The following is a 22,812-nucleotide window of genomic DNA, read 5'->3' on the forward strand; positions in this document are numbered from 1 at the left end:
TCCTTGAAATGATTAGCTGCGTTTTCTTTTATTTCTTACGTCAAAATAAACGGCTACAAGAATGACTAATCCTTTAACCACCATCTGGTAAAAATAAGGAACATTCATTAAGTTCATGCCATTATTAATAACGCCGATGGTTAATGCGCCGATCACCGTCCCCACCACGGTTCCATAGCCGCCGTTCAGGCTGGTGCCTCCCAGTACAGCTGCGGCAATAGCATCCAGTTCGTAGCTCAACGCGGAATTCGGTTGCCCGGAATAGAGGCGTGAGGCAAGGATCATCCCGCTGATACCTGCCAGCACGGCTGTAATCATAAAGACTTTAATTTTCAAGCGGGTGACATTTATCCCTGAATAAATTGCCGCTTCTTTATTACCACCAGTGATATAAATTTTTCGTCCAAAGGTTGTTTTAGTAAGAATGAAGTGGTTTATCAGCAATAAGATGATTAATATCCATATAGGAATAGGTATATAGAGAAATTCTCCATTCCCCAGCGCCAGAAAGGCATCATCTTTAATCATGATGGGCATACCATCGGTCACTATATAAGCGATACCACGGAAGATCCCCATAGTAGCAACGGTGACAATAAACGAAGGGATCCCCGCTATAGCCGTCAAGCCACCATTTATCATCCCCAGAGCCAGTGCTGCAATAATGGATAATGGGACCAATAAAACAAATGGAATTCCCCATGAAGCCCCAAGCGCAGCAAATGTGCCAATCAATGCAATGGTTGAACCGACCGATAAATCAATATCGCCAAGCAAAAGCACATAAGTCATTCCATAGGCGGTAATTGCAATTATCGAAACCTGAAGAATAATATTAGTAATGTTATTGGCGGTAAAAAAACTGTCATTAATAAAACTGAACAGAATGATTAACACCACCATTCCACTGAGGATACCACCATATTGCCTGAAGACTTTTTTAAAATTATTTGCAATGGGAATTCCCGAAGGTTTCGGACTGGCAAGAGTTTTCTCTGTCATTTAACGTACTCCTGTTGCAGCGGTCATTACCTGTGTCTGCGTTAAATTTTCACATGAATAAATATCGGCAATAGTTTTATTACGCATTACCACCAGACGATCGCTAAGTGCCATGACTTCTGGCAGTTCAGAGGACACCAGAATAATTGCTGTCCCTGCCGCAGCCAGTTGACGTATCACGTTATAGATTTCAAATTTTGCGCCGACATCCACTCCGCGCGTTGGCTCATCGAGCAATAAAATACGCGGAGTTTTCTCCAGCCACTTCGATAACACGATTTTCTGTTGATTACCGCCGCTCAGTGCTCCCACTGCCTGATGCACAGAACTCACTTTAGTGTTCATTCTGGCAATTGATTGCAGCGTCTTCGCCTCTTCTTGTCGGTGATTGATGAGTCCCATCCGCGAAGCGTTATATTGAAACGCCACATGGTGCGTGTTCATATTGACGTCGTGCATCAGCACTAACCCTTCTTCCTTGCGGTTTTCGGTCACAAAAGCAATGCCATGATCAATAGCCTGTTTGGGATTAGCGATCCTGACTTCCTTACCATCAATCAACACAGTCCCGTGATACGAAACGAGGCCAAATAGCGCCTTCATCACATCGGAACGCCCGGCCCCCACCAGGCCAAAAAATCCGAGGACTTCCCCCGGACGCACAGCGAAACTGACCTCTTTAAAAAGCGAAGGATGGGAAAGATTTTTTACTTCCAGTTTTGCAGGAACATTTTCATCCGGTTTTTCCCCAAGACGTGCTGGCCAAATATTTTTCATTTCCCGACCAACCATTTGGGCAATCAAGTGCTGGATATCACTGTTTTTCTTTTCATGCGTAGCGATATACTCACCGTCGCGGATCACCGAAATATCATCTGAAATCCGCATAATTTCATCCATGCGATGAGAGATATAAATAACCGCACAGCCTCGCTGCTTTAATTTTTCAATAATGTTAAACAGGATCTCCGCTTCATTATCACTTAGCGAAGATGTCGGTTCATCCATAATCACGACATCCGCTGCATAGCTTAAGGCTTTAGCAATTTCTACCAGTTGCCTATGTGCCATCGACATATTGCCGACCATTTCCAGAGGGTCTAGTGGGATGCCCAGTTCCGCGAGGAGGTTCTGGCAATCTGCGAGCATTTTTTTATCGTTAATGATGCCAAAACGTCGCGGTTCATTATTGGCATAAATATTTTCCGCCACGGTCATATTATTACTCAGGCTCAGTTCCTGAAAAATAATCGCAATCCCTAACTGGCGAGAATGCTGCGGATTATTAATGGTGATGGTTTCACCACGTAGTGTTATCGTTCCCTGGGTTGGCGGATAAACACCGGCCAGTATTTTCATTAATGTCGATTTACCGGCACCATTCTCGCCTAATAAAGTATGCACCCGCCCTTTACGTAAAGAGAGTGTAATATCTTTTAATGCCTGAACATGACCAAATGTCTTCGCAATATGCGAAACATCAAGAATAACATCCGTCATAATGACCTCGGTGTCACAACAAAACGCCAATAACGTTTTGTTGTGAGGTGAAGATATTTACTATTTACCTGTATAAACGCCGGGTTGTACCGGGATCATTTTTTCTACCGGTTTACCATTGAGGTGATCAACAGCGGCATCAATGGCTTTAGCACCCATTTGATCTGGATATTGCCGAATCACGGCCGCAAACGTTTTTTCACTGTCAACGGCATCACGCGCTTCTTTCATGCCGTCAAAACCAATGATTTTGATGTTGTCGTTATGCGCAGATTTTGCTGCGATAACCGCTGCCAGCGCCGCATCATCACCAAAGCCAAACAGACCATTCAGGTTAGCATTTGCCTGCATAATGTTTTGCGCAGTCGTTAACGCTTCAGCTCGCGTAATACCAGGCTGTTCAGCAACAATTTTAATATCCGGTGTATCGCTTAACCCTTTCTTAAAACCATCAACGCGCGCAACCACCGATTGTAGTGCCGGATAAGAAATAATGGCTACAGTACCTTTACCACTCAAAAGTTTACCCATTAACTTGCCTGCTTCAACGCCTCCCGCATAGTTATCGGTCGCAACATGCGATACGACCGGAACGCCTTCCGCAGCGACGTCAACGGTGATAACGGGAATACCGGCCTTATCGGCTTTAATTATCGCTGCCTGGACGCCTTTCGAATCGACCGGAGAGATAATAATGGCATCCACTTTTTTAGTAATAAAATCCTCAACATCAGAAAGTTGTTTGTTTAAATCCTGATTGGCAATAGAGACACTTAAATTGACATTGTCTTTTTTTGCCTCTTCTTTCATGGCATTCGCAAGATCAATATAGAAAGGATGTTGTTGTGTTAATAATGACGCACCAATTTTATACTCTTTTGCCAACGAACTTTGCGAGAACAATGCCAGGCTCACCAACATAGCTGAACCAAGTAATTTAATATTTTTCATAAACAATCCTCATTATTTTTGTAGGGTACAACGTCTTAAATTTTTCCTTCACTACCACAAACGCCAATAATACGAGTTACGACTTCTTTCATGGCGGCCTTTGCGGGCTGCATATAGTGACGTGGATCATTTGCCGCAGGATTGTTGTAGAAATATCCTTTTAACGCATCGGCAAACGCAATTTTCAATTCTGTCGCGACATTCACTTTACAAATACCGCGACGAATACAGTGCTGAACGTCCTGTTCCGATAAGCCCGAAGCACCATGCAACACCAGCGGAATCTCCACTCGCTGACGAATCTGTTCCAGCCGCACAAAATCCAGTCGTGGTTCATGCGCATATAAACCATGTGCTGTGCCGATTGCTACCGCCAGGGAGTCAATTTGGGTACGTTGAACAAACTCTGTAGCTGCGGCTGGCGAGGTATAAGCGGAATCTTTTTCATCCACCCGCAGATCGTCCTCCTGGCCGCCAAGACGCCCTAGCTCGGCCTCAACGCTAACATCAAAGCGATGGCAAAAGGTGGTAACTTCTTGCACTCGCGCAATGTTGTCTTCAAATGGCAAATGGGAGCCATCAATCATGACAGAACGGATCCCTGCGCGAACCTTGTTAAAAATGTCATCACTCTCTTCATGATGGTCGAGATGCAGGACTAACGGCAGGTTGTACTCGCGAGCCAGCGATTGTACTAACGAAATTAAACTTCCCACGCCACCATAACGATATGTACCGGGTGTTCCCGCCAGCATAACGGGAGAGCGAAGTTGTGCAGCGCTCTCAACAACTACCTGTAAAGTTTCAAGGTTATGAATGTTGAAAGCAGGGACGGCATATCCCTCTGACTGGGCTTTTTTCAGCATGTTTTTGCTTGAAATAATGTACATCGCAGCTCCTGTTATTTGTCGTTCGCCTTACAAAATGAAGAAAGAGAATCTTCACTTTCATTTTGAAAGCAAACTAGCACAGCAAAAGCAGCAAAAAGCGTGATGCATGTCGAACATCATCAAAATAACTTACAAAAAATAACTTAATTTATTTTTCACTTTGCAAGTGAACCCAATGAAAACCCTGCATAAATATGAATATATTCATTTATTTTTCAATGTATTAAGATATTTTAGCTGCAATTTTGACCCATGATTTTCTTTTCGAATTGTCGATATGATTGAAGGATAACTTTCAAAGAAAAATACAAGGGGCTATAGTGTTACGCATTAAAGGCCAATGAAGAGTGTTAACGTGCCGAGAAAATCGTCTAACTTACTGAAACGTAGATTAAAAATTGCAGAAATTGTTGCCGCCCAGGGTGAAATCAAAGTTGATGACTTATCTGCGCAACTTGGTGTCTCTGGCGTGACGATCCGCGGCGATCTCAGTTATCTGGAGCAACAGGGATATTTAAAGCGATCATTTGGCGGTGCTATTGCGACACCACTCTCCTCTGAACCAGAAGCGATACAACCGATCGCGCCATTGTCTCTGGCACAACAAATGGAAATAGCACGACATTGCGCACGGTTAATTCGCGATCGTGACACGCTATTTCTTGGACATGGGACAATCTGCCGTAAGATCATTCCATTGCTCAGCGAAGTGAAAAAACTGCGTCTGATCACCAACGATCCCGAACATGCGCTGCTGGCAAATCAGTTTATTGATGGCGAAATAATACTGGCTGGCAGTGAAATGCTGCGCCCCGACACCGCACTGGCCGGAAAACAGCTTGAACAGGCACTTCAGCATTTCACCATTACACATAGCATTCTGGAAATCAGCCATCTGGATGCTGATGGTACTTTAAATATCAACGTTCCCAGACTCGCCGCTGCCTGGCAGCTCTGTTTCGATCATGCCCAGAATAAGACGGTTATCGTTGCCGCCGATCCTGCGCCATCAACGGCTGCTATCGGGCATTTGCATCAGGCAGAAAATGTGATCGTCAGCCGCAGCATTAACGAACAATATCAGCAACAATTGCAGTCGGCTGATTTCGTTATCCTTTATACCAGTAATGAGTGCTTTACCTGGTCCAATCGCGAAAGGCTTCAGGAATGAGAGGGGTTTTGTGACAATAACTATCTGCGCTATGGGCGAATTGCTGGCCGAGTTTTTGTCCCGCAACCCACATCAAAAATTCACTCAGCCTGGGGAGTTTATCGGGCCATTTCCCAGCGGTGCGCCAGCAATTTTTGCTGCTCAGGTGGCAAAACTGTCCCATCGGGCCATCTTCTTTGGATGTGTTGGTAATGATGATTTTGCCCGACTCATTATAGAGCGTCTCCGTCATGAAGGTGTCATTACCGATGGGATCCATGTTATGAACAATGCCGTCACAGGTACGGCGTTCGTGAGTTATCAAAATCCCCAGCTGCGGGATTTCGTCTTTAATATCCCTAACAGCGCCTGCGGTTTGTTTACTGCCGAGCACATTGATAAGGATCTGCTTAAACAGTGTAACCATCTGCATATTGTGGGCTCATCGTTGTTCTCATTTCGCATGATCGATGTCATGCGTAAAGCAATAACGACGATCAAATCGGCTGGCGGCACCGTTTCTTTCGATCCCAATATTCGCAAAGAGATGCTGAGCATTCCTGAAATGGCGCAGGCTCTCGATTATTTGATTGAATATACGGATATTTTTATCCCCAGCGAAAGCGAACTCCCTTTCTTCGCGCGTCACAAAAATCTGTCAGAGGAACAGATTGTTAGCGATCTTCTCCACGGCGGCGTAAAACATGTGGCGATAAAACGCGCCCAGCGTGGGGCTAGCTATTACAAGCTTAAAAACGGTACATTACACGCCCAGCATGTTGCAGGTCACGATATCGAAATTATCGATCCAACGGGTGCAGGCGACTGCTTTGGCGCAACGTTTATCACTCTTTTCTTATCCGGTTTCCCGGCACACAAGGCGCTGCAATATGCAAATGCCAGCGGCGCGCTCGCCGTAATGCGGCAAGGTCCGATGGAAGGGATATCCTCACTGGCAGACATTGAAGACTTTTTGCAGCAGCACTGAACGGCAATTTTCTGTCAGATTATTTTCCCTGCCTGAAGACTTGCCGTAGAATTGCCCGTTTCTCGTATCCCCCCATGAGGAGGACCCCTTCCGTGGACACTCGTTTTGTTCAGGCCCATAAAGAGGCGCGCTGGGCGCTGGGGCTGACCCTTTTGTATCTGGCGGTATGGTTAGTAGCCGCTTACTTACCTGGCGTTGCCCCCGGTTTTACCGGTTTTCCGCGCTGGTTTGAGATGGCCTGCATCCTGACGCCGCTGCTGTTTATTGGACTGTGCTGGGCGATGGTGAGATTTATCTATCGCGATATCCCACTGGAGGATGACGATGCAGCTTGAAGTAATTCTACCGCTGGTCGCCTATCTGGTGGTGGTGTTCGGTATCTCTGTTTATGCGATGCGTAAACGGAGCACTGGCACCTTCCTTAATGAGTATTTCCTCGGCAGCCGCTCTATGGGCGGTATTGTGCTGGCGATGACGCTCACCGCGACCTATATCAGTGCCAGTTCGTTTATCGGCGGGCCTGGAGCTGCTTATAAATACGGCCTGGGCTGGGTATTGCTGGCGATGATTCAGCTTCCTGCAGTCTGGCTTTCGCTCGGTATTCTCGGCAAGAAGTTCGCAATTCTTGCGCGCCGCTACAATGCGGTGACGCTGAACGATATGCTGTTTGCCCGCTACCAGAGTCGTCTTCTGGTGTGGCTGGCGAGTTTGAGTTTGCTGGTTGCGTTCGTTGGTGCGATGACCGTGCAGTTTATCGGCGGTGCGCGCCTGCTGGAAACCGCGGCGGGTATTCCTTATGAAACCGGGCTGCTGATTTTCGGTATCAGCATTGCGTTGTATACCGCCTTTGGCGGCTTTCGCGCCAGCGTGCTGAACGACACCATGCAAGGGCTGGTGATGCTGATTGGCACCGTTGTGCTGCTTATTGGCGTGGTACATGCCGCAGGTGGTTTAAGTAATGCGGTAGACACGCTGCAAACCATCGATCCGCAACTGGTTACGCCACAAGGCGCTGACGATATTCTGTCGCCTGCCTTTATGACGTCGTTCTGGGTACTGGTGTGCTTTGGCGTTATAGGCCTGCCGCATACTGCGGTGCGCTGTATCTCTTATAAAGACAGCAAAGCAGTACATCGGGGGATCATCATCGGTACGATTGTAGTCGCAATCCTGATGTTCGGTATGCATCTGGCCGGAGCGTTAGGTCGGGCGGTGATCCCCGATCTCACCGTACCGGATCTGGTGATCCCGACGTTAATGGTAAAAGTGCTGCCACCGTTTGCCGCCGGGATCTTCCTGGCTGCACCGATGGCTGCGATCATGTCGACAATTAACGCCCAACTGCTGCAAAGTTCCGCTACGATCATTAAAGATCTCTATCTGAATATCCGTCCGGATCAAATGCAAAACGAGACGCGTCTGAAGCGGATGTCGGCGGTGATCACGTTGGTTCTCGGTGCGTTGCTGCTGCTTGCCGCCTGGAAGCCGCCAGAAATGATCATCTGGCTGAATTTGCTGGCCTTCGGTGGGCTGGAAGCCGTTTTCCTGTGGCCGCTGGTGCTGGGTCTTTACTGGGAACGCGCCAACGCCAAAGGCGCGCTAAGTGCGATGATCGTTGGCGGCGTGCTGTATGCCGTACTCGCGAAGCTGAATATTCAGTACCTGGGCTTCCACCCTATCGTGCCCTCGTTACTACTAAGTTTGCTGGCTTTCCTGGTCGGAAACCGTTTCGGTACATCCGTCCCGCAAGCTACCGTTTTGACTACTGATAAATAAAGAGTTTTGCCATGCCTTGGATCCAACTGAAACTGAACACCACCGGCGCAAACGCGGAAGATCTTAGCGATGCGCTGATGGAAGCGGGTGCCGTTTCTATCACTTTTCAGGATACCCACGATACGCCAGTATTTGAGCCGCTGCCGGGCGAAACGCGCCTGTGGGGCGACACCGATGTGATTGGTCTGTTCGACGCTGAAACCGATATGAACGACGTGGTGGCGATTCTGGAAAACCATCCGCTGCTCGGCGCGGGCTTCGCGCATAAAATCGAACAACTGGAAGATAAAGACTGGGAGCGCGAATGGATGGATAATTTCCACCCGATGCGCTTTGGTGAACGACTGTGGATCTGCCCAAGCTGGCGTGATGTGCCGGACGAAAACGCCGTCAACGTGATGTTAGACCCAGGGCTGGCGTTTGGTACGGGTACCCATCCAACTACCTCTCTGTGCCTGCAATGGCTCGACAGCCTCGATTTAACCGGTAAAACAGTCATCGACTTTGGCTGCGGTTCCGGCATTCTGGCTATCGCGGCGCTGAAACTGGGTGCAGCAAAAGCCATTGGTATTGATATCGATCCGCAGGCGATCCAGGCCAGCCGCGATAACGCCGAACGTAATGGCGTTTCTGATCGTCTGGAACTCTACTTACCGAAAGATCAGCCAGAAGAAATGAAAGCCGACGTGGTGGTCGCTAACATCCTTGCAGGCCCATTACGTGAACTGGCACCGTTAATCAGCGTCCTGCCAGTTTCAGGCGGTTTGCTGGGCCTTTCCGGTATTCTGGCAAGCCAGGCAGAGAGCGTTTGCGAAGCTTATGCCGACAGCTTCGCTCTGGACCCGGTCGTGGAAAAAGAAGAGTGGTGCCGCATTACCGGTCGTAAGAATTAACCTTCGCATCGCCGTATGGCGACGCAGAGCGAAGTGCGAGCGATGTCACAAAAGGCACGTTAATTTGCCGATTATTTACGCAAATTTGCGTGCCAAAATTTTCATTCATAAAGAAAAATTGAGAACTTACTCAAATTTCTTTGAGTGTAAATTTTAGTCACTATTTTCTAATATGATGATTTTTATGAGTAATTATCGCGCTACGCTCATTTTAAATGCAATTCTTTGATCCATCTCAGAGGATTGGTCAAAGTTTGGCCTTTCATCTCGTGCAAAAAATGCGTAATATACGCCGCCTTGCAGTCACAGTATGGTCATTTCTTAACTCATGCGCATCGGACAATATCAGCTCAGAAATCGCCTGATCGCAGCGCCCATGGCTGGCATTACAGACAGACCTTTTCGGACGTTGTGCTACGAGATGGGAGCCGGATTGACAGTATCCGAGATGATGTCTTCTAACCCACAGGTTTGGGAAAGCGACAAATCTCGTTTACGGATGGTGCACATTGATGAACCCGGTATTCGCACCGTGCAAATTGCTGGTAGCGATCCGAAAGAAATGGCAGATGCAGCACGTATTAACGTGGAAAGCGGTGCCCAGATTATTGATATCAATATGGGTTGCCCGGCTAAAAAAGTGAATCGCAAGCTCGCAGGTTCAGCCCTCTTGCAGTACCCGGATGTCGTTAAATCGATCCTTACCGAGGTCGTCAATGCAGTGGACGTTCCTGTTACCCTGAAAATTCGCACTGGCTGGGCACCGGAACACCGTAACTGCGAAGAGATTGCCCAACTGGCTGAAGACTGTGGCATTCAGGCTCTGACCATTCATGGCCGTACACGCGCCTGTTTGTTCAATGGAGAAGCTGAGTACGACAGTATTCGGGCAGTTAAGCAGAAAGTTTCCATTCCGGTTATCGCGAATGGTGACATTACTGACCCGCTTAAAGCCAGAGCTGTGCTCGACTATACAGGGGCGGATGCCCTGATGATAGGCCGCGCAGCTCAGGGAAGACCCTGGATCTTTCGGGAAATCCAGCATTATCTGGACACTGGGGAGTTGCTGCCCCCGCTGCCTTTGGCAGAGGTTAAGCGCTTGCTTTGCGCGCACGTTCGGGAACTGCATGACTTTTATGGTCCGGCAAAAGGGTACCGAATTGCACGTAAACACGTTTCCTGGTATCTCCAGGAACACGCTCCAAATGACCAGTTTCGGCGCACATTCAACGCCATTGAGGATGCCAGCGAACAGCTGGAGGCGTTGGAGGCATACTTCGAAAATTTTGCGTAAACAGAAATAAAGAGCTGACAGAACTATGTTCGAACAACGCGTAAATTCTGACGTACTGACCGTTTCTACCGTCAACTCTCAGGATCAGGTAACCCAAAAACCCCTGCGTGACTCGGTTAAACAGGCACTGAAGAACTATTTTGCTCAACTGAATGGTCAGGATGTGAATGACCTCTATGAGCTGGTACTGGCTGAAGTAGAACAGCCCCTGTTGGACATGGTGATGCAATACACCCGTGGTAACCAGACCCGTGCTGCTCTGATGATGGGCATCAACCGTGGTACGCTGCGTAAAAAATTGAAAAAATACGGCATGAACTAATTCAGGTTAGCTAATTGCTTGATTAAAAGGCGCTACTCGGCATGGGGAAGCGCCTTTTTTATAGGTGTCACAAAGGGAGTGACCATGAGAACAGGATGTGAACCGACCCGATTTGGTAATGAAGCAAAGACCATCATCCAGGGTGATGCATTAACCGAACTTAAAAAGCTCCCCGCCGAAAGTGTCGATCTGATCTTTGCCGACCCACCGTATAACATCGGTAAAAATTTTGATGGTCTGATCGAAGCCTGGAAAGAAGATCTGTTTATCGACTGGCTGTTTGAAGTGATTGCAGAGTGCCATCGCGTTCTGAAAAAGCAGGGCAGCATGTACATCATGAATAGCACGGAAAACATGCCCTTTATCGATCTCCAGTGCCGCAAGCTTTTTACCATCAAAAGTCGCATCGTCTGGTCATATGACAGTTCTGGAGTGCAGGCGAAAAAACACTACGGCTCCATGTACGAACCCATCCTGATGATGGTGAAAGACGCAAAGAACTACACGTTCAACGGTGATGCTATTCTGGTAGAAGCCAAAACCGGATCGCAGCGCGCGTTGATCAATTATCGCAAAAATCCTCCACAGCCTTACAATCATCAAAAAGTACCGGGTAACGTCTGGGATTTTCCGCGCGTGCGTTATTTGATGGATGAATATGAAAACCACCCGACGCAAAAACCGGAAGCCTTGCTGAAACGCATTATTCTCGCCTCTTCCAACCCAGGCGATATCGTTCTCGACCCGTTTGCCGGTAGCTTTACTACCGGTGCCGTAGCCGTCGCCAGCGGGCGAAAATTCATTGGTATTGAGATCAACAGCGAGTACATCAAAATGGGGCTTCGACGGCTGGATGTCGCGTCGCATTACTCTGCGGAAGAACTGGCGAAAGTGAAAAAAAGAAAGACCGGCAACCTGTCAAAACGAAGCCGGTTAAGCGAAGTTGACCCCGATCTCATTGCAAAGTAAAGGAAGTGTAAGCCTGGTTTTCAGATTATTCATTTCGTGTATATTTCCTGCCAGACTTGGTTAAACATGCACAGGCTCAGGTAATGATTCGCAAGTATTGGTGGCTCGTCGTTTTCGCTGTCTTCGTTTTTCTGTTTGATACTTTACTGATGCAGTGGATTGAACTGCTGGCAACAGAAACAGACAAATGCCGCAATATGAACTCAGTTAATCCACTAAAACTGGTTAACTGTGACGAACTGAATTTTCAGGACAGAATGTGAATTTATATGACACTTAATTCATTCGTTTTATGAATTAATTTCGTTATGTTTTCATCTGGCATGAACATTCTTAATACGTTATCGACCAGAGCGGGGGCTTGTTTATAAAGATCATAACCCGCCATATTCATTAACCAGTTTTGAACAATTCCGCTGAAGGCACCATCAATAATAATCATCACAACATCTAAATCGAGATTATTTGCTACACAACCTTGTTGCTGACACGCCTGCAATACTTCGCGGAGAGTCTGCGGATTAAAGCCCATCTTTTCGCGTATCACTCCCTCGGCCAGCATCTCATCATTAAATTCACATTTGTGATATAAGATTTTCAGCAACGCCTGCTGGCGGGGAATTTTGGCAATATATTGCAAACCGACAATCAATTTTTCACGCAATTGCTGAAACGGGTCATGCTCTAACCCAGCGGTCAAGTGATCCTGGATTAACTCCCGCAATGAAGGCTGTTGCAACCACATCTCATTAAACAGTTGAGTCTTGTTTTCGAAGTGCCAGTAGATAGCGCCACGCGTAACGTTAGCAGCGTCGGCAATGTCGTTGAGCGTCGTCTTGCTTACGCCATGCTGCGCAAACTGGGCGATGGCAGTTTCAATCAGTTCTTGCCGGGTCTTCAGGGCTTCAGCTTTGGTTCTTTTTGCCATGATTAATTATTCAGGAAATAAATATATTCGACACAGGATGAGAAAATAGCGAAGGTTAATCTATCACCTAATGTGTATTTATACGAGAGGCTAATATTGCGTTGCTATAAATCGTCAAATAAATGATATGTATTATTTACATAAAATACATTCACTTGACCTATACATATTTCAATTTACGAGATTTTAATTCTATTTCTTTCATTCCGCGTCAAAACAAAACAGTAGAATATTAATCTTTTTTTGTGTTTATGTGCCTTGAGTTGCCAGTATTCATAACTATTCCTTACATCGACGAATGATAATTTGTAGGATAGCGAACTGTATTTTTCTTTCTGCGAGTTAACGCATTGCCTTTTTGGGCAAATAACGCGCTTTTGGTTTTTTGAGGAATAGTAATGACGAAACATGCCAGGTTTTTCCTCCTGCCCTCCTTTATTCTGATCTCCGCGGCTTTAATCGCCGGTTGTAACGATAAGGGAGAAGAGAAAGCTCACGTCGGTGAACCGCAGGTTACCGTTCATATTGTGAAAACGGCCCCGTTAGAAGTTAAGACTGAATTACCAGGCCGCACCAATGCTTACCGTATAGCCGAAGTTCGCCCACAGGTTAGCGGGATCGTACTGAATCGCAATTTCACTGAAGGCAGCGATGTGCAAGCAGGCCAGTCCCTGTACCAGATCGATCCCGCGACCTATCAGGCAAGTTATGACAGCGCGAAAGGCGAACTGGCGAAAAGTGAAGCCGCCGCCGCCATCGCGCATTTGACGGTAAAACGTTACGTTCCGCTCGTGGGTACGAAATACATCAGTCAGCAGGAGTACGACCAGGCCATTGCTGATGCTCGCCAGGCCGATGCCGCCGTGATTGCCGCAAAAGCCACAGTCGAAAGCGCTCGCATCAATCTCGCTTATACCAAAGTGACTGCGCCAATTAGCGGACGTATCGGCAAATCGACCGTGACCGAAGGCGCTCTTGTCACTAATGGGCAAACGACTGAACTGGCGACTGTCCAGCAGCTCGATCCTATCTACGTTGATGTGACCCAATCCAGCAACGATTTTATGAGGCTGAAGCAATCCGTAGAGCAAGGAAATTTGCATAAGGAAAACGCCACCAGCAACGTAGAGTTGGTCATGGAGAACGGTCAAACCTATCCCCTGAAAGGTACGCTGCAATTCTCCGATGTGACCGTTGATGAAAGCACCGGCTCCATAACCCTACGTGCTGTCTTCCCTAACCCGCAACATACGCTTTTGCCGGGTATGTTTGTGCGCGCACGGATTGATGAAGGCGTCCAACCTGACGCCATTCTTATCCCGCAACAAGGCGTTAGCCGCACACCACGTGGTGATGCAACCGTGCTGATTGTTAACAATAAAAGTCAGGTTGAAGCGCGCCCTGTCGTTGCCAGTCAGGCGATTGGCGATAAATGGTTGATTAGCGAAGGTCTGAAATCTGGCGATCAAGTCATTGTCAGCGGCCTGCAAAAAGCGCGTCCGGGAGAGCAGGTTAAAGCCACTACCGATACCCCCGCAGATACTGCATCGAAGTAAGGCAATCTGACATGGCAAACTTTTTTATTCGACGACCGATATTTGCATGGGTGCTGGCCATTATTCTGATGATGGCGGGCGCACTGGCGATCCTACAATTGCCCGTCGCCCAGTATCCAACCATTGCGCCGCCTGCGGTTTCTGTTTCGGCAAACTATCCGGGTGCTGATGCGCAGACCGTGCAGGATACAGTGACGCAGGTTATCGAACAGAATATGAACGGTATCGATAACCTGATGTATATGTCCTCCACCAGCGATTCCGCCGGTAGCGTGACAATTACCCTTACCTTCCAGTCCGGGACCGATCCTGATATCGCGCAAGTACAGGTGCAGAACAAACTCCAGCTCGCCACGCCGTTGCTGCCGCAGGAGGTTCAGCAGCAGGGGATCAGTGTTGAAAAGTCCAGTAGCAGCTATTTGATGGTGGCGGGCTTTGTCTCTGATAACCCTGGCACCACACAGGACGATATCTCGGACTATGTGGCCTCTAACGTTAAAGATACGCTTAGCCGTCTGAATGGCGTCGGTGACGTACAGCTTTTCGGCGCACAGTATGCGATGCGTATCTGGCTGGACGCCGATCTGCTAAACAAATATAAACTGACACCGGTTGATGTGATTAACCAGTTGAAGGTACAGAACGATCAGATTGCTGCCGGACAGTTGGGCGGAACGCCAGCGTTACCAGGGCAACAGTTGAACGCCTCGATTATTGCTCAGACGCGGTTAAAAAATCCGGAAGAATTCGGCAAAGTGACCCTGCGCGTAAACAGTGACGGCTCGGTGGTGCGTCTGAAAGATGTCGCACGGGTTGAACTTGGCGGTGAAAACTATAACGTTATCGCTCGCATCAACGGAAAACCGGCGGCGGGCCTGGGGATTAAGCTGGCAACCGGCGCGAATGCTCTCGATACCGCGAAAGCCATTAAGGCAAAACTGGCGGAATTACAGCCATTCTTCCCGCAGGGAATGAAGGTTCTTTACCCTTATGACACCACGCCTTTCGTCCAGCTTTCTATCCAGGAAGTGGTGAAAACGCTGTTCGAAGCCATTATGCTGGTGTTCCTGGTGATGTATCTGTTCTTGCAGAACATGCGGGCAACATTGATACCCACCATTGCTGTACCTGTCGTGTTGTTAGGGACATTTGCCATACTCGCCGCTTTTGGTTACTCCATCAATACGCTAACGATGTTTGGGATGGTACTTGCCATCGGACTTCTTGTTGATGATGCGATAGTCGTTGTGGAGAACGTCGAGCGCGTAATGATGGAGGATAAACTCCCCCCCAGAGAAGCGACGGAAAAATCGATGTCGCAAATCCAGGGCGCGCTGGTAGGTATCGCGATGGTACTGTCGGCGGTATTTATTCCGATGGCATTCTTCGGTGGCTCAACAGGGGCAATTTATCGCCAGTTCTCTATCACTATTGTTTCAGCAATGGCGCTTTCAGTACTGGTTGCGCTGATTCTCACCCCCGCGTTATGTGCAACATTGCTGAAACCAGTCTCTGCCGAGCATCACGAAAATAAGGGAGGATTCTTCGGCTGGTTTAACACCACTTTCGATCATAGCGTTAATCACTACACCAATAGCGTTGGCAAAATCCTCGGTTCCACAGGGCGATATTTACTGATCTATGCGCTGATTGTTGCAGGAATGGTGGTGTTGTTTTTACGTCTTCCGTCTTCCTTCTTACCTGAAGAGGATCAGGGTGTCTTTCTGACCATGATTCAGTTACCCGCTGGCGCGACGCAAGAGCGGACGCAAAAAGTGTTGGATCAAGTGACGGATTACTATCTGAAGAACGAGAAAGCGAACGTTGAAAGTGTCTTTACAGTTAACGGCTTTAGCTTCAGCGGCCAGGCACAAAACGCCGGTATGGCCTTCGTCAGTCTGAAACCGTGGGAAGAGCGTAGTGGTGACGAAAACAGTGCGGAAGCAGTAATCCATCGTGCCAAAATGGAATTGGGCAAGATCCGCGACGGTTTTGTCATTCCATTTAATATGCCAGCCATTGTTGAACTAGGCACGGCAACGGGTTTCGACTTTGAGTTAATTGATCAGGCTGGGCTGGGTCACGATGCCCTGACCCAGGCCCGTAACCAGTTGCTTGGCATGGCGGCGCAACATCCTGCCAGCTTAGTCAGCGTGCGCCCTAATGGCCTGGAAGACACCGCGCAGTTTAAACTGGAAGTTGACCAGGAAAAGGCGCAGGCATTAGGTGTTTCACTTTCTGACATCAATCAGACCATTTCAACGGCGTTGGGTGGGACTTACGTTAACGACTTCATCGACCGTGGTCGCGTGAAAAAGGTGTATGTTCAGGCGGATGCCAAATTCCGTATGCTGCCAGAAGATGTCGATAAACTTTATGTCCGCAGCGCCAACGGCGAAATGGTGCCATTCTCTGCCTTTACCACTTCACATTGGGTGTATGGCTCTCCGCGACTGGAACGCTACAACGGTCTGCCGTCAATGGAGATTCAGGGGGAAGCCGCGCCAGGAACCAGTTCCGGCGATGCTATGGCGTTGATGGAAAACCTTGCGTCAAAATTACCGGCGGGCATTGGTTATGACTGGACGGGTATGTCATATCAGGAACGTTTATCGGGAAACCAGGCTCCCGCTCTGGTAGCAATTTCCTTTGTGGTTGTTTTCCTGTGCCTTGCTGCACTCTATGAAAGCTGGTCAATTCCTGTCTCGGTTATGTTGGTCGTGCCGTTAGGGATTGTCGGCGTGCTACTGGCGGCAACACTCTTTAATCAAAAAAATGACGTCTACTTTATGGTGGGCTTGCTAACGACAATTGGCTTGTCGGCCAAAAACGCTATTTTGATTGTTGAGTTCGCTAAAGATCTCATGGAGAAAGAGGGTAAAGGTGTTGTTGAAGCGACACTAATGGCAGTACGTATGCGCCTGCGTCCTATCCTGATGACCTCTCTCGCCTTTATTCTCGGCGTATTACCGCTAGCTATCAGTAACGGTGCCGGCAGTGGCGCGCAGAACGCAGTGGGTATCGGGGTAATGGGCGGGATGGTTTCTGCAACGTTGCTGGCAATCTTCTTCGTGCCGGTGTTCTTTGTGGTGATCCGCCGTTGCTTTAAAGGATAAATCAGAAACATAAAGGCACTTTCGGGTGCCTTTATTATTTCCAGTGAAACCCATAAAAATTAATAAGATATTCCTCTACTCACTTTTTAAAAACTTTCTATAGTTCCCGCTCCCTTCACTATTTTTACAATTCACATAATTTGTCATTATTCATTCCGCAAGATTTATAACCTCCAGTGATAAAATGGCATTCAGCTCGTTAATAAGAGAGTTAACTTATTAAGCGTTAGCGTTTATTACTGAGGTAACACCATGAAAAGATTAATTCCTGTGGCATTGCTCACCGCATTGCTGGCGGGCTGTGCTCACGATTCGCCCTGCGTTCCGGTTTATGACGATCAGGGTCGACTGGTTCACACTAATACCTGTATGAAAGGCACGACTCAGGATAACTGGGAAACGGCTGGGGCTATTGCCGGCGGGGCAGCAGCTGTTGCTGGCCTGACGATGGGGATCATCGCTCTGTCGAAATAACTAAACAGGGCGCGGAGCTCCGCGCTCTTTTTAACGATACAGTATCTTTCCATAAGATAAAATATTGCTATATTCTGCTGGGTAATTCCCTGCTGATTTAGCATGTTATATCACGTTATTTCGCTGCTTTCGAAATAACGCATCAATTTAACTTTCACACTTCCCACCAGAAATATACTCACGCTAACAATCATTATTCTGCTTAGTAAAAAACGCGTAAATATTTTGCGCCAAAATGTGGCGCATGTTTCATTTTCGCACCATTACGAGGCGCTGTTTTTATTATTTCCTGTCTACACTCAGCTTATTGCGACGCGAAATCGTGCGCAAAAGCTGGCACTACTTTTGCTTATAAGAGGATGGCCACAGACAGGTAAAAGACGTTTCCCAAACGTCCTATAACGATAATTTTCGCCTCACAGGAAGCATTATGAAAAAGATGATGATAGCCACACTGGCTGCCGCCAGCGTGCTGCTTGCCGTTGCAAATCAGGCGCATGCTGGCGCGACGCTTGATGCCGTTCAGAAAAAAGGTTTTGTGCAATGCGGGATCAGTGATGGATTACCTGGGTTCTCTTATGCCGATGCTGACGGTAAGTTTTCAGGTATTGATGTAGATGTTTGTCGTGGTGTTGCCGCTGCTGTATTCGGTGACGATACGAAAGTGAAATATACCCCGCTCACTGCAAAAGAACGCTTCACCGCTTTACAGTCAGGGGAGGTGGATTTGCTCTCCCGTAATACGACCTGGACTTCATCTCGCGATGCCGGGATGGGAATGGCATTTACTGGCGTCACTTATTACGACGGCATTGGCTTCCTGACGCACGATAAAGCGGGGCTAAAAAGCGCGAAAGAACTGGATGGCGCTACCGTCTGTATTCAGGCGGGGACTGATACCGAACTCAACGTCGCCGATTACTTCAAGGCAAATAATATGAAGTACACGCCAGTAACCTTCGATCGCTCAGACGAATCAGCGAAGGCTCTGGAATCTGGCCGCTGTGATACTCTGGCCTCGGATCAATCACAACTGTATGCCCTACGCATCAAATTAAGCAACCCAACTGAATGGATTGTCTTACCGGAAGTTATCTCTAAAGAACCACTTGGGCCGGTAGTTCGTCGTGGCGATGATGAATGGTTCTCGATTGTACGCTGGACGCTTTTCGCCATGCTGAATGCTGAAGAGATGGGCATCAATTCCCAGAATGTCGATGAAAAAGCGGCTAATCCAGCAACGCCTGATATGGCACATCTGCTGGGTAAAGAAGGCGATTACGGCAAGGATCTGAAGCTGGATAATAAATGGGCCTATAACATCATCAAACAGGTGGGTAACTACTCGGAAATTTTCGAGCGTAACGTAGGTTCAGAAAGCCCGCTGAAAATTAAACGTGGGCAAAATAATCTCTGGAATAACGGCGGTATTCAGTACGCGCCGCCCGTGCGTTAAGTCGGTGTGAGGTAACGAGCGTTGCTACGGCGGCGCTCTTTTCAGCGTTATGGTTTTCGAGGTTTCTATGCCCCATCGCCGCTCAACCGTTAAAGGCTCACTCTCTTTTGCCAACCCTACGGTTCGCGCCTGGTTATTCCAGATCCTTGCCGTTGTTGCTGCTGTCAGCATTGTTGGTTGGTTATTTCACAACACTGTAACGAATCTCAGTAATCGTGGCATAACATCAGGATTTGCTTTTCTTGACCGCGGGGCCGGTTTTGGCATCGTTCAGCATTTGATTGATTATCAGCAAGGCGACACTTACGGACGCATTTTTATTGTCGGCCTACTCAATACGCTACTGGTTTCTGCATTGTGTATTGTGTTCGCTTCTGTTTTGGGCTTCTTTATCGGTCTGGCGAGACTTTCGGATAACTGGCTGCTACGAAAGCTTTCCACAATTTATATTGAGATCTTCCGTAATATTCCCCCGCTGCTGCAAATCTTCTTCTGGTACTTTGCCGTGTTGCGCAATTTGCCCGGACCACGACAGGCAGTGAGCGCGTTTGACCTGGCCTTTTTGAGCAATCGTGGGCTTTATATTCCGTCGCCGCAGCTGGGAGACGGATTTATTGCGTTTATCCTGGCTGTTGTTATGGCTATAGTCCTTTCTGTTGGGCTATTCCGCTTTAATAAAACATACCAGATAAAGACCGGACAACTGCGCCGCACCTGGCCATTCGCCGCTGTGTTGATCATTGGTTTGCCTTTACTGGCGCAATGGCTTTTTGGCGCAGCACTACACTGGGATGTCCCAGCCCTTCGAGGCTTTAATTTCCGCGGCGGGATGGTTTTAATTCCTGAACTGGCAGCCTTAACGCTAGCACTTTCGATTTATACCTCTGCATTTATCGCCGAGATTATCCGCGCAGGGATCCAGGCAGTGCCTTATGGTCAACATGAAGCGGCTCGATCACTGGGATTACCCAACCCGGTTACGCTACGCCAGGTCATTATTCCCCAGGCATTGCGGGTGATTATTCCACCGTTAACCAGCCAGTATCTCAACATCGTCAAGAACTCCTCTCTTGCCGCCGCTATTGGCTATCCCGATATGGTTTCGCTGTTTGCTGGCACCGTGCTGAACCAAACGGGGCAAGCCATCGAGACGATAGCCATGACCATGTCGGTCTATCTGATTATCAGCCTGACTATCTCGCTGCTGATGAATATCTATAACCGCCGCATCGCGATCGTTGAACGCTAAGGAGTCATGATGACAAAAGTATTGCTGTCTCATCCCCCGCGCCCGGCGAGCCATAACTCAAGCCGCGCGATGGTGTGGGTGCGAAAAAATCTGTTCTCCAGCTGGAGCAATAGCCTGCTGACTATTGGCTGCATATGGTTGATGTGGGAACTGATCCCACCGTTGCTGAACTGGGCATTTTTGCAGGCTAACTGGGTTGGCTCAACGCGTGCCGACTGCACAAAAGCCGGTGCCTGTTGGGTCTTCATCCACGAACGATTTGGTCAGTTTATGTATGGACTTTACCCACACGACCAACGCTGGCGAATTAACCTGGCATTACTGATTGGCCTTGTGTCTATCGCACCAATGTTCTGGAAAATACTTCCGCATCGCGGTCGCTATATTGCGGTCTGGGCGGTGATTTACCCACTGGTTGTCTGGTGGCTGATGTATGGTGGGTTTCTTGGTCTTGATCGGGTTGAAACCCGGCAATGGGGCGGGTTGACGCTAACTTTAATTATTGCATCAGTTGGGATTGCGGGGGCGCTACCGTGGGGGATCTTACTGGCGTTAGGTCGCCGCTCCCATATGCCGATTGTGCGTATCTTATCGGTCATTTTTATCGAGTTCTGGCGCGGCGTACCGCTGATTACCGTATTGTTTATGTCTTCGGTCATGCTGCCGTTGTTTATGGCAGAAGGCACCAGTATCGATAAACTGATCCGCGCGCTGGTTGGCGTGATCCTGTTTCAGTCAGCATATGTTGCGGAAGTCGTGCGAGGCGGATTACAGGCGCTGCCTAAAGGGCAATATGAAGCGGCAGAGTCGCTGGCATTGGGTTATTGGAAAACTCAGGGGCTTGTTATTCTGCCCCAGGCGTTGAAGCTGGTAATTCCTGGGCTGGTAAATACCATCATCGCACTCTTCAAAGATACCAGTCTGGTGATCATCATCGGGTTGTTCGATCTTTTCAGTAGCGTTCAGCAGGCAACCGTTGATCCCGCGTGGTTGGGTATGTCGACGGAAGGGTATGTTTTCGCCGCGCTGATCTACTGGATCTTCTGTTTCAGCATGTCACGTTATAGCCAACATCTGGAAAAACGTTTTAACACCGGGCGTACACCGCATTGAGGACACTATGAGCCAAATTTTACTGCAACCTGCTAACGCGATGATTACGCTGGAAAACGTCAATAAATGGTATGGACAATTCCATGTTTTGAAAAATATAAATTTAACCGTGCAACCGGGCGAACGGATCGTTCTATGTGGCCCTTCAGGTTCCGGTAAATCAACAACCATTCGTTGTATTAATCATCTGGAAGAACATCAACAGGGACGGATCGTGGTAGATGGCATCGAACTTAATGAAGATATCCGCAATATTGAGCGCGTCAGGCAGGAAGTGGGAATGGTCTTTCAGCATTTCAATCTCTTCCCTCATCTGACCGTGTTACAGAACTGTACCCTGGCACCGATTTGGGTACGCAAGATGCCAAAGAAAGAGGCTGAAGCTCTGGCGATGCATTACCTTGAGCGGGTGAGAATTGCCGAACATGCCCAGAAGTTTCCCGGACAGATTTCTGGTGGTCAGCAGCAACGTGTTGCCATAGCACGTTCGCTGTGTATGAAGCCGAAAATTATGTTGTTTGATGAGCCAACGTCGGCGCTCGATCCTGAGATGGTGAAAGAGGTGCTGGATACGATGATTGGGCTGGCGCAGTCGGGTATGACAATGTTGTGTGTAACACATGAGATGGGGTTTGCACGAACCGTCGCTGACCGGGTGATTTTTATGGATCGTGGGGAAATAGTGGAGCAAGCTGCACCTGATGAATTTTTTGCGCATCCTAAATCAGAGCGTACGAGGGCATTTTTATCGCAGGTAATCCATTAATTGAATATTAGTTCGAAAAGCAAAAAGGCCATCCTTTCGGATGGCCTTTCGCCTGATTTGATGTCTGGCAGTTCCCTACTCTCGCATGGGGAGACCCCACACTACCATCGGCGCTACGGCGTTTCACTTCTGAGTTCGGCATGGGGTCAGGTGGGACCACCGCGCTACTGCCGCCAGACAAATTCTTTTCTAATCTGCCGAACTTTAACCTAAAAAGTGGTGCTGATACCCAGAGTCGAACTGGGGACCTCACCCTTACCAAGGGTGCGCTCTACCAACTGAGCCATATCAGCACGCTAAATTTGATGCCTGGCAGTTCCCTACTCTCGCATGGGGAGACCCCACACTACCATCGGCGCTACGGCGTTTCACTTCTGAGTTCGGCATGGGGTCAGGTGGGACCACCGCGCTAAGGCCGC

General features: G+C 48.3%; 21 protein-coding genes, 1 tRNA gene and 2 rRNA genes. 16 read left to right on the forward strand and 8 right to left on the reverse strand.

Annotated elements, in window-relative coordinates; all coding sequences use genetic code 11:
• Positions 1 to 12 precede the first annotated feature (12 nt).
• Genes ACJHX4_RS08855 through ACJHX4_RS08870 form a run of 4 tightly spaced genes read right to left on the reverse strand, consistent with a single transcriptional unit; the run spans position 13 to position 4,343 of the window.
• A complete protein-coding gene (locus tag ACJHX4_RS08855) occupies positions 13 to 1,002 on the reverse strand; it encodes an ABC transporter permease (protein WP_000137057.1) in 990 nt (329 codons plus the stop codon).
• Positions 1,003 to 2,502, reverse strand: coding sequence for a sugar ABC transporter ATP-binding protein (locus tag ACJHX4_RS08860; protein ID WP_000132912.1), 1,500 nt, complete (start codon positions 2,500 to 2,502; stop codon positions 1,003 to 1,005). It lies immediately after the preceding gene.
• A 60-nt stretch (positions 2,503 to 2,562) separates the two neighbouring features.
• Positions 2,563 to 3,453, reverse strand: coding sequence for a substrate-binding domain-containing protein (locus ACJHX4_RS08865; RefSeq protein WP_001296455.1), 891 nt, complete (start codon positions 3,451 to 3,453; stop codon positions 2,563 to 2,565).
• 35 nt (positions 3,454 to 3,488) lie between these two features.
• The gene (locus ACJHX4_RS08870) at positions 3,489 to 4,343 is read right to left on the reverse strand and encodes a tagatose bisphosphate family class II aldolase (protein ID WP_000275542.1); all 855 of its coding nucleotides are present in this window, start codon (positions 4,341 to 4,343) and stop codon (positions 3,489 to 3,491) included.
• 340 nt (positions 4,344 to 4,683) lie between these two features.
• Between ACJHX4_RS08870 and ACJHX4_RS08875 the strand changes: the two genes are divergently transcribed.
• From ACJHX4_RS08875 to ACJHX4_RS08915, 9 genes are all read left to right on the forward strand, one after another.
• Positions 4,684 to 5,514: a DeoR/GlpR family DNA-binding transcription regulator gene (locus ACJHX4_RS08875; protein ID WP_000843962.1), complete on the forward strand. Its 831-nt coding sequence runs from the start codon at positions 4,684 to 4,686 to the stop codon at positions 5,512 to 5,514.
• Positions 5,515 to 5,545: 31 nt separating this feature from the next.
• Positions 5,546 to 6,481 (forward strand): sugar kinase, encoded by a 936-nt coding sequence (locus ACJHX4_RS08880; protein WP_001296457.1) that lies wholly within the window; start codon positions 5,546 to 5,548, stop codon positions 6,479 to 6,481.
• 92 nt (positions 6,482 to 6,573) lie between these two features.
• The gene (locus ACJHX4_RS08885; protein WP_001296458.1) at positions 6,574 to 6,816 is read left to right on the forward strand and encodes a YhdT family protein; all 243 of its coding nucleotides are present in this window, start codon (positions 6,574 to 6,576) and stop codon (positions 6,814 to 6,816) included.
• Positions 6,806 to 8,257 (forward strand): sodium/pantothenate symporter, encoded by a 1,452-nt coding sequence (gene panF / locus ACJHX4_RS08890; protein ID WP_001175716.1) that lies wholly within the window; start codon positions 6,806 to 6,808, stop codon positions 8,255 to 8,257. Before ACJHX4_RS08885 ends, panF begins: the two co-directional genes overlap by 11 nt.
• 11 nt (positions 8,258 to 8,268) lie before the next feature.
• Positions 8,269 to 9,150 carry a 50S ribosomal protein L11 methyltransferase gene (prmA, locus tag ACJHX4_RS08895; protein WP_001145827.1) on the forward strand — a complete coding sequence of 294 codons (882 nt, stop codon included), beginning with the start codon at positions 8,269 to 8,271 and terminating at the stop codon, positions 9,148 to 9,150.
• Positions 9,151 to 9,478: 328 nt separating this feature from the next.
• Complete coding sequence (gene dusB / locus ACJHX4_RS08900; RefSeq protein ID WP_001219652.1) at positions 9,479 to 10,444, forward strand: tRNA dihydrouridine synthase DusB; 966 nt, start codon at positions 9,479 to 9,481, stop codon at positions 10,442 to 10,444.
• A 25-nt stretch (positions 10,445 to 10,469) separates the two neighbouring features.
• Entirely contained in the window at positions 10,470 to 10,766 is a 297-nt protein-coding gene (gene fis / locus ACJHX4_RS08905; protein WP_000462905.1) for a DNA-binding transcriptional regulator Fis, read from the forward strand.
• 84 nt (positions 10,767 to 10,850) lie between these two features.
• The gene (gene yhdJ, locus ACJHX4_RS08910; protein WP_001258951.1) at positions 10,851 to 11,735 is read left to right on the forward strand and encodes an adenine-specific DNA-methyltransferase; all 885 of its coding nucleotides are present in this window, start codon (positions 10,851 to 10,853) and stop codon (positions 11,733 to 11,735) included.
• Positions 11,736 to 11,818: 83 nt separating this feature from the next.
• Complete coding sequence (locus ACJHX4_RS08915; protein ID WP_001295275.1) at positions 11,819 to 11,998, forward strand: DUF2556 family protein; 180 nt, start codon at positions 11,819 to 11,821, stop codon at positions 11,996 to 11,998.
• 2 nt (positions 11,999 to 12,000) lie between these two features.
• Here ACJHX4_RS08915 and acrS read toward each other — a convergent pair whose 3' ends face one another.
• A complete protein-coding gene (gene acrS / locus ACJHX4_RS08920) occupies positions 12,001 to 12,663 on the reverse strand; it encodes a multidrug efflux transporter transcriptional repressor AcrS (protein ID WP_001129506.1) in 663 nt (220 codons plus the stop codon).
• A 398-nt stretch (positions 12,664 to 13,061) separates the two neighbouring features.
• On the opposite strand from acrS, the gene acrE reads away from it, so the two are divergent.
• The 7 genes from acrE to ACJHX4_RS08955 all read left to right on the forward strand — a co-directional run bounded on the left by acrE (position 13,062) and on the right by ACJHX4_RS08955 (position 22,393).
• The gene (gene acrE / locus ACJHX4_RS08925; RefSeq protein ID WP_000160349.1) at positions 13,062 to 14,219 is read left to right on the forward strand and encodes a multidrug efflux RND transporter periplasmic adaptor subunit AcrE; all 1,158 of its coding nucleotides are present in this window, start codon (positions 13,062 to 13,064) and stop codon (positions 14,217 to 14,219) included.
• 11 nt (positions 14,220 to 14,230) lie between these two features.
• Positions 14,231 to 17,335: a multidrug efflux RND transporter permease subunit AcrF gene (gene acrF / locus ACJHX4_RS08930; protein ID WP_001273256.1), complete on the forward strand. Its 3,105-nt coding sequence runs from the start codon at positions 14,231 to 14,233 to the stop codon at positions 17,333 to 17,335.
• 252 nt (positions 17,336 to 17,587) lie between these two features.
• The gene (locus ACJHX4_RS08935; protein ID WP_000825639.1) at positions 17,588 to 17,809 is read left to right on the forward strand and encodes a membrane protein; all 222 of its coding nucleotides are present in this window, start codon (positions 17,588 to 17,590) and stop codon (positions 17,807 to 17,809) included.
• A gap of 430 nt (positions 17,810 to 18,239) precedes the next feature.
• On the forward strand, positions 18,240 to 19,265 hold the full coding sequence (locus ACJHX4_RS08940) for an amino acid ABC transporter substrate-binding protein (RefSeq protein WP_000738587.1): 1,026 nt from the start codon (positions 18,240 to 18,242) through the stop codon (positions 19,263 to 19,265).
• A 67-nt stretch (positions 19,266 to 19,332) separates the two neighbouring features.
• Positions 19,333 to 20,514 carry an amino acid ABC transporter permease gene (locus tag ACJHX4_RS08945; RefSeq protein WP_001120549.1) on the forward strand — a complete coding sequence of 394 codons (1,182 nt, stop codon included), beginning with the start codon at positions 19,333 to 19,335 and terminating at the stop codon, positions 20,512 to 20,514.
• A gap of 9 nt (positions 20,515 to 20,523) precedes the next feature.
• Positions 20,524 to 21,627 (forward strand): amino acid ABC transporter permease, encoded by a 1,104-nt coding sequence (locus ACJHX4_RS08950; RefSeq protein WP_001296459.1) that lies wholly within the window; start codon positions 20,524 to 20,526, stop codon positions 21,625 to 21,627.
• 7 nt (positions 21,628 to 21,634) lie between these two features.
• Positions 21,635 to 22,393, forward strand: a complete 759-nt coding sequence (locus ACJHX4_RS08955; protein WP_000078344.1) for an amino acid ABC transporter ATP-binding protein — start codon at positions 21,635 to 21,637, stop codon at positions 22,391 to 22,393.
• A gap of 62 nt (positions 22,394 to 22,455) precedes the next feature.
• On the opposite strand, the gene rrf (ACJHX4_RS08960) is transcribed toward ACJHX4_RS08955, so the two are convergent.
• From rrf (ACJHX4_RS08960) to rrf (ACJHX4_RS08970), 3 genes are all read right to left on the reverse strand, one after another.
• A 5S ribosomal RNA gene (gene rrf, locus ACJHX4_RS08960) occupies positions 22,456 to 22,571 on the reverse strand.
• A 39-nt stretch (positions 22,572 to 22,610) separates the two neighbouring features.
• A tRNA-Thr gene (locus ACJHX4_RS08965) sits at positions 22,611 to 22,686 on the reverse strand.
• Between the two features lie 14 nt (positions 22,687 to 22,700).
• Positions 22,701 to 22,812, reverse strand: a 5S ribosomal RNA gene (gene rrf / locus ACJHX4_RS08970); the annotation flags it as partial.

The organism is Escherichia sp. WS2035 (assembly GCF_046487065.1).
GTDB classification, from domain to species: Bacteria; Pseudomonadota; Gammaproteobacteria; order Enterobacterales; family Enterobacteriaceae; genus Escherichia; species Escherichia coli.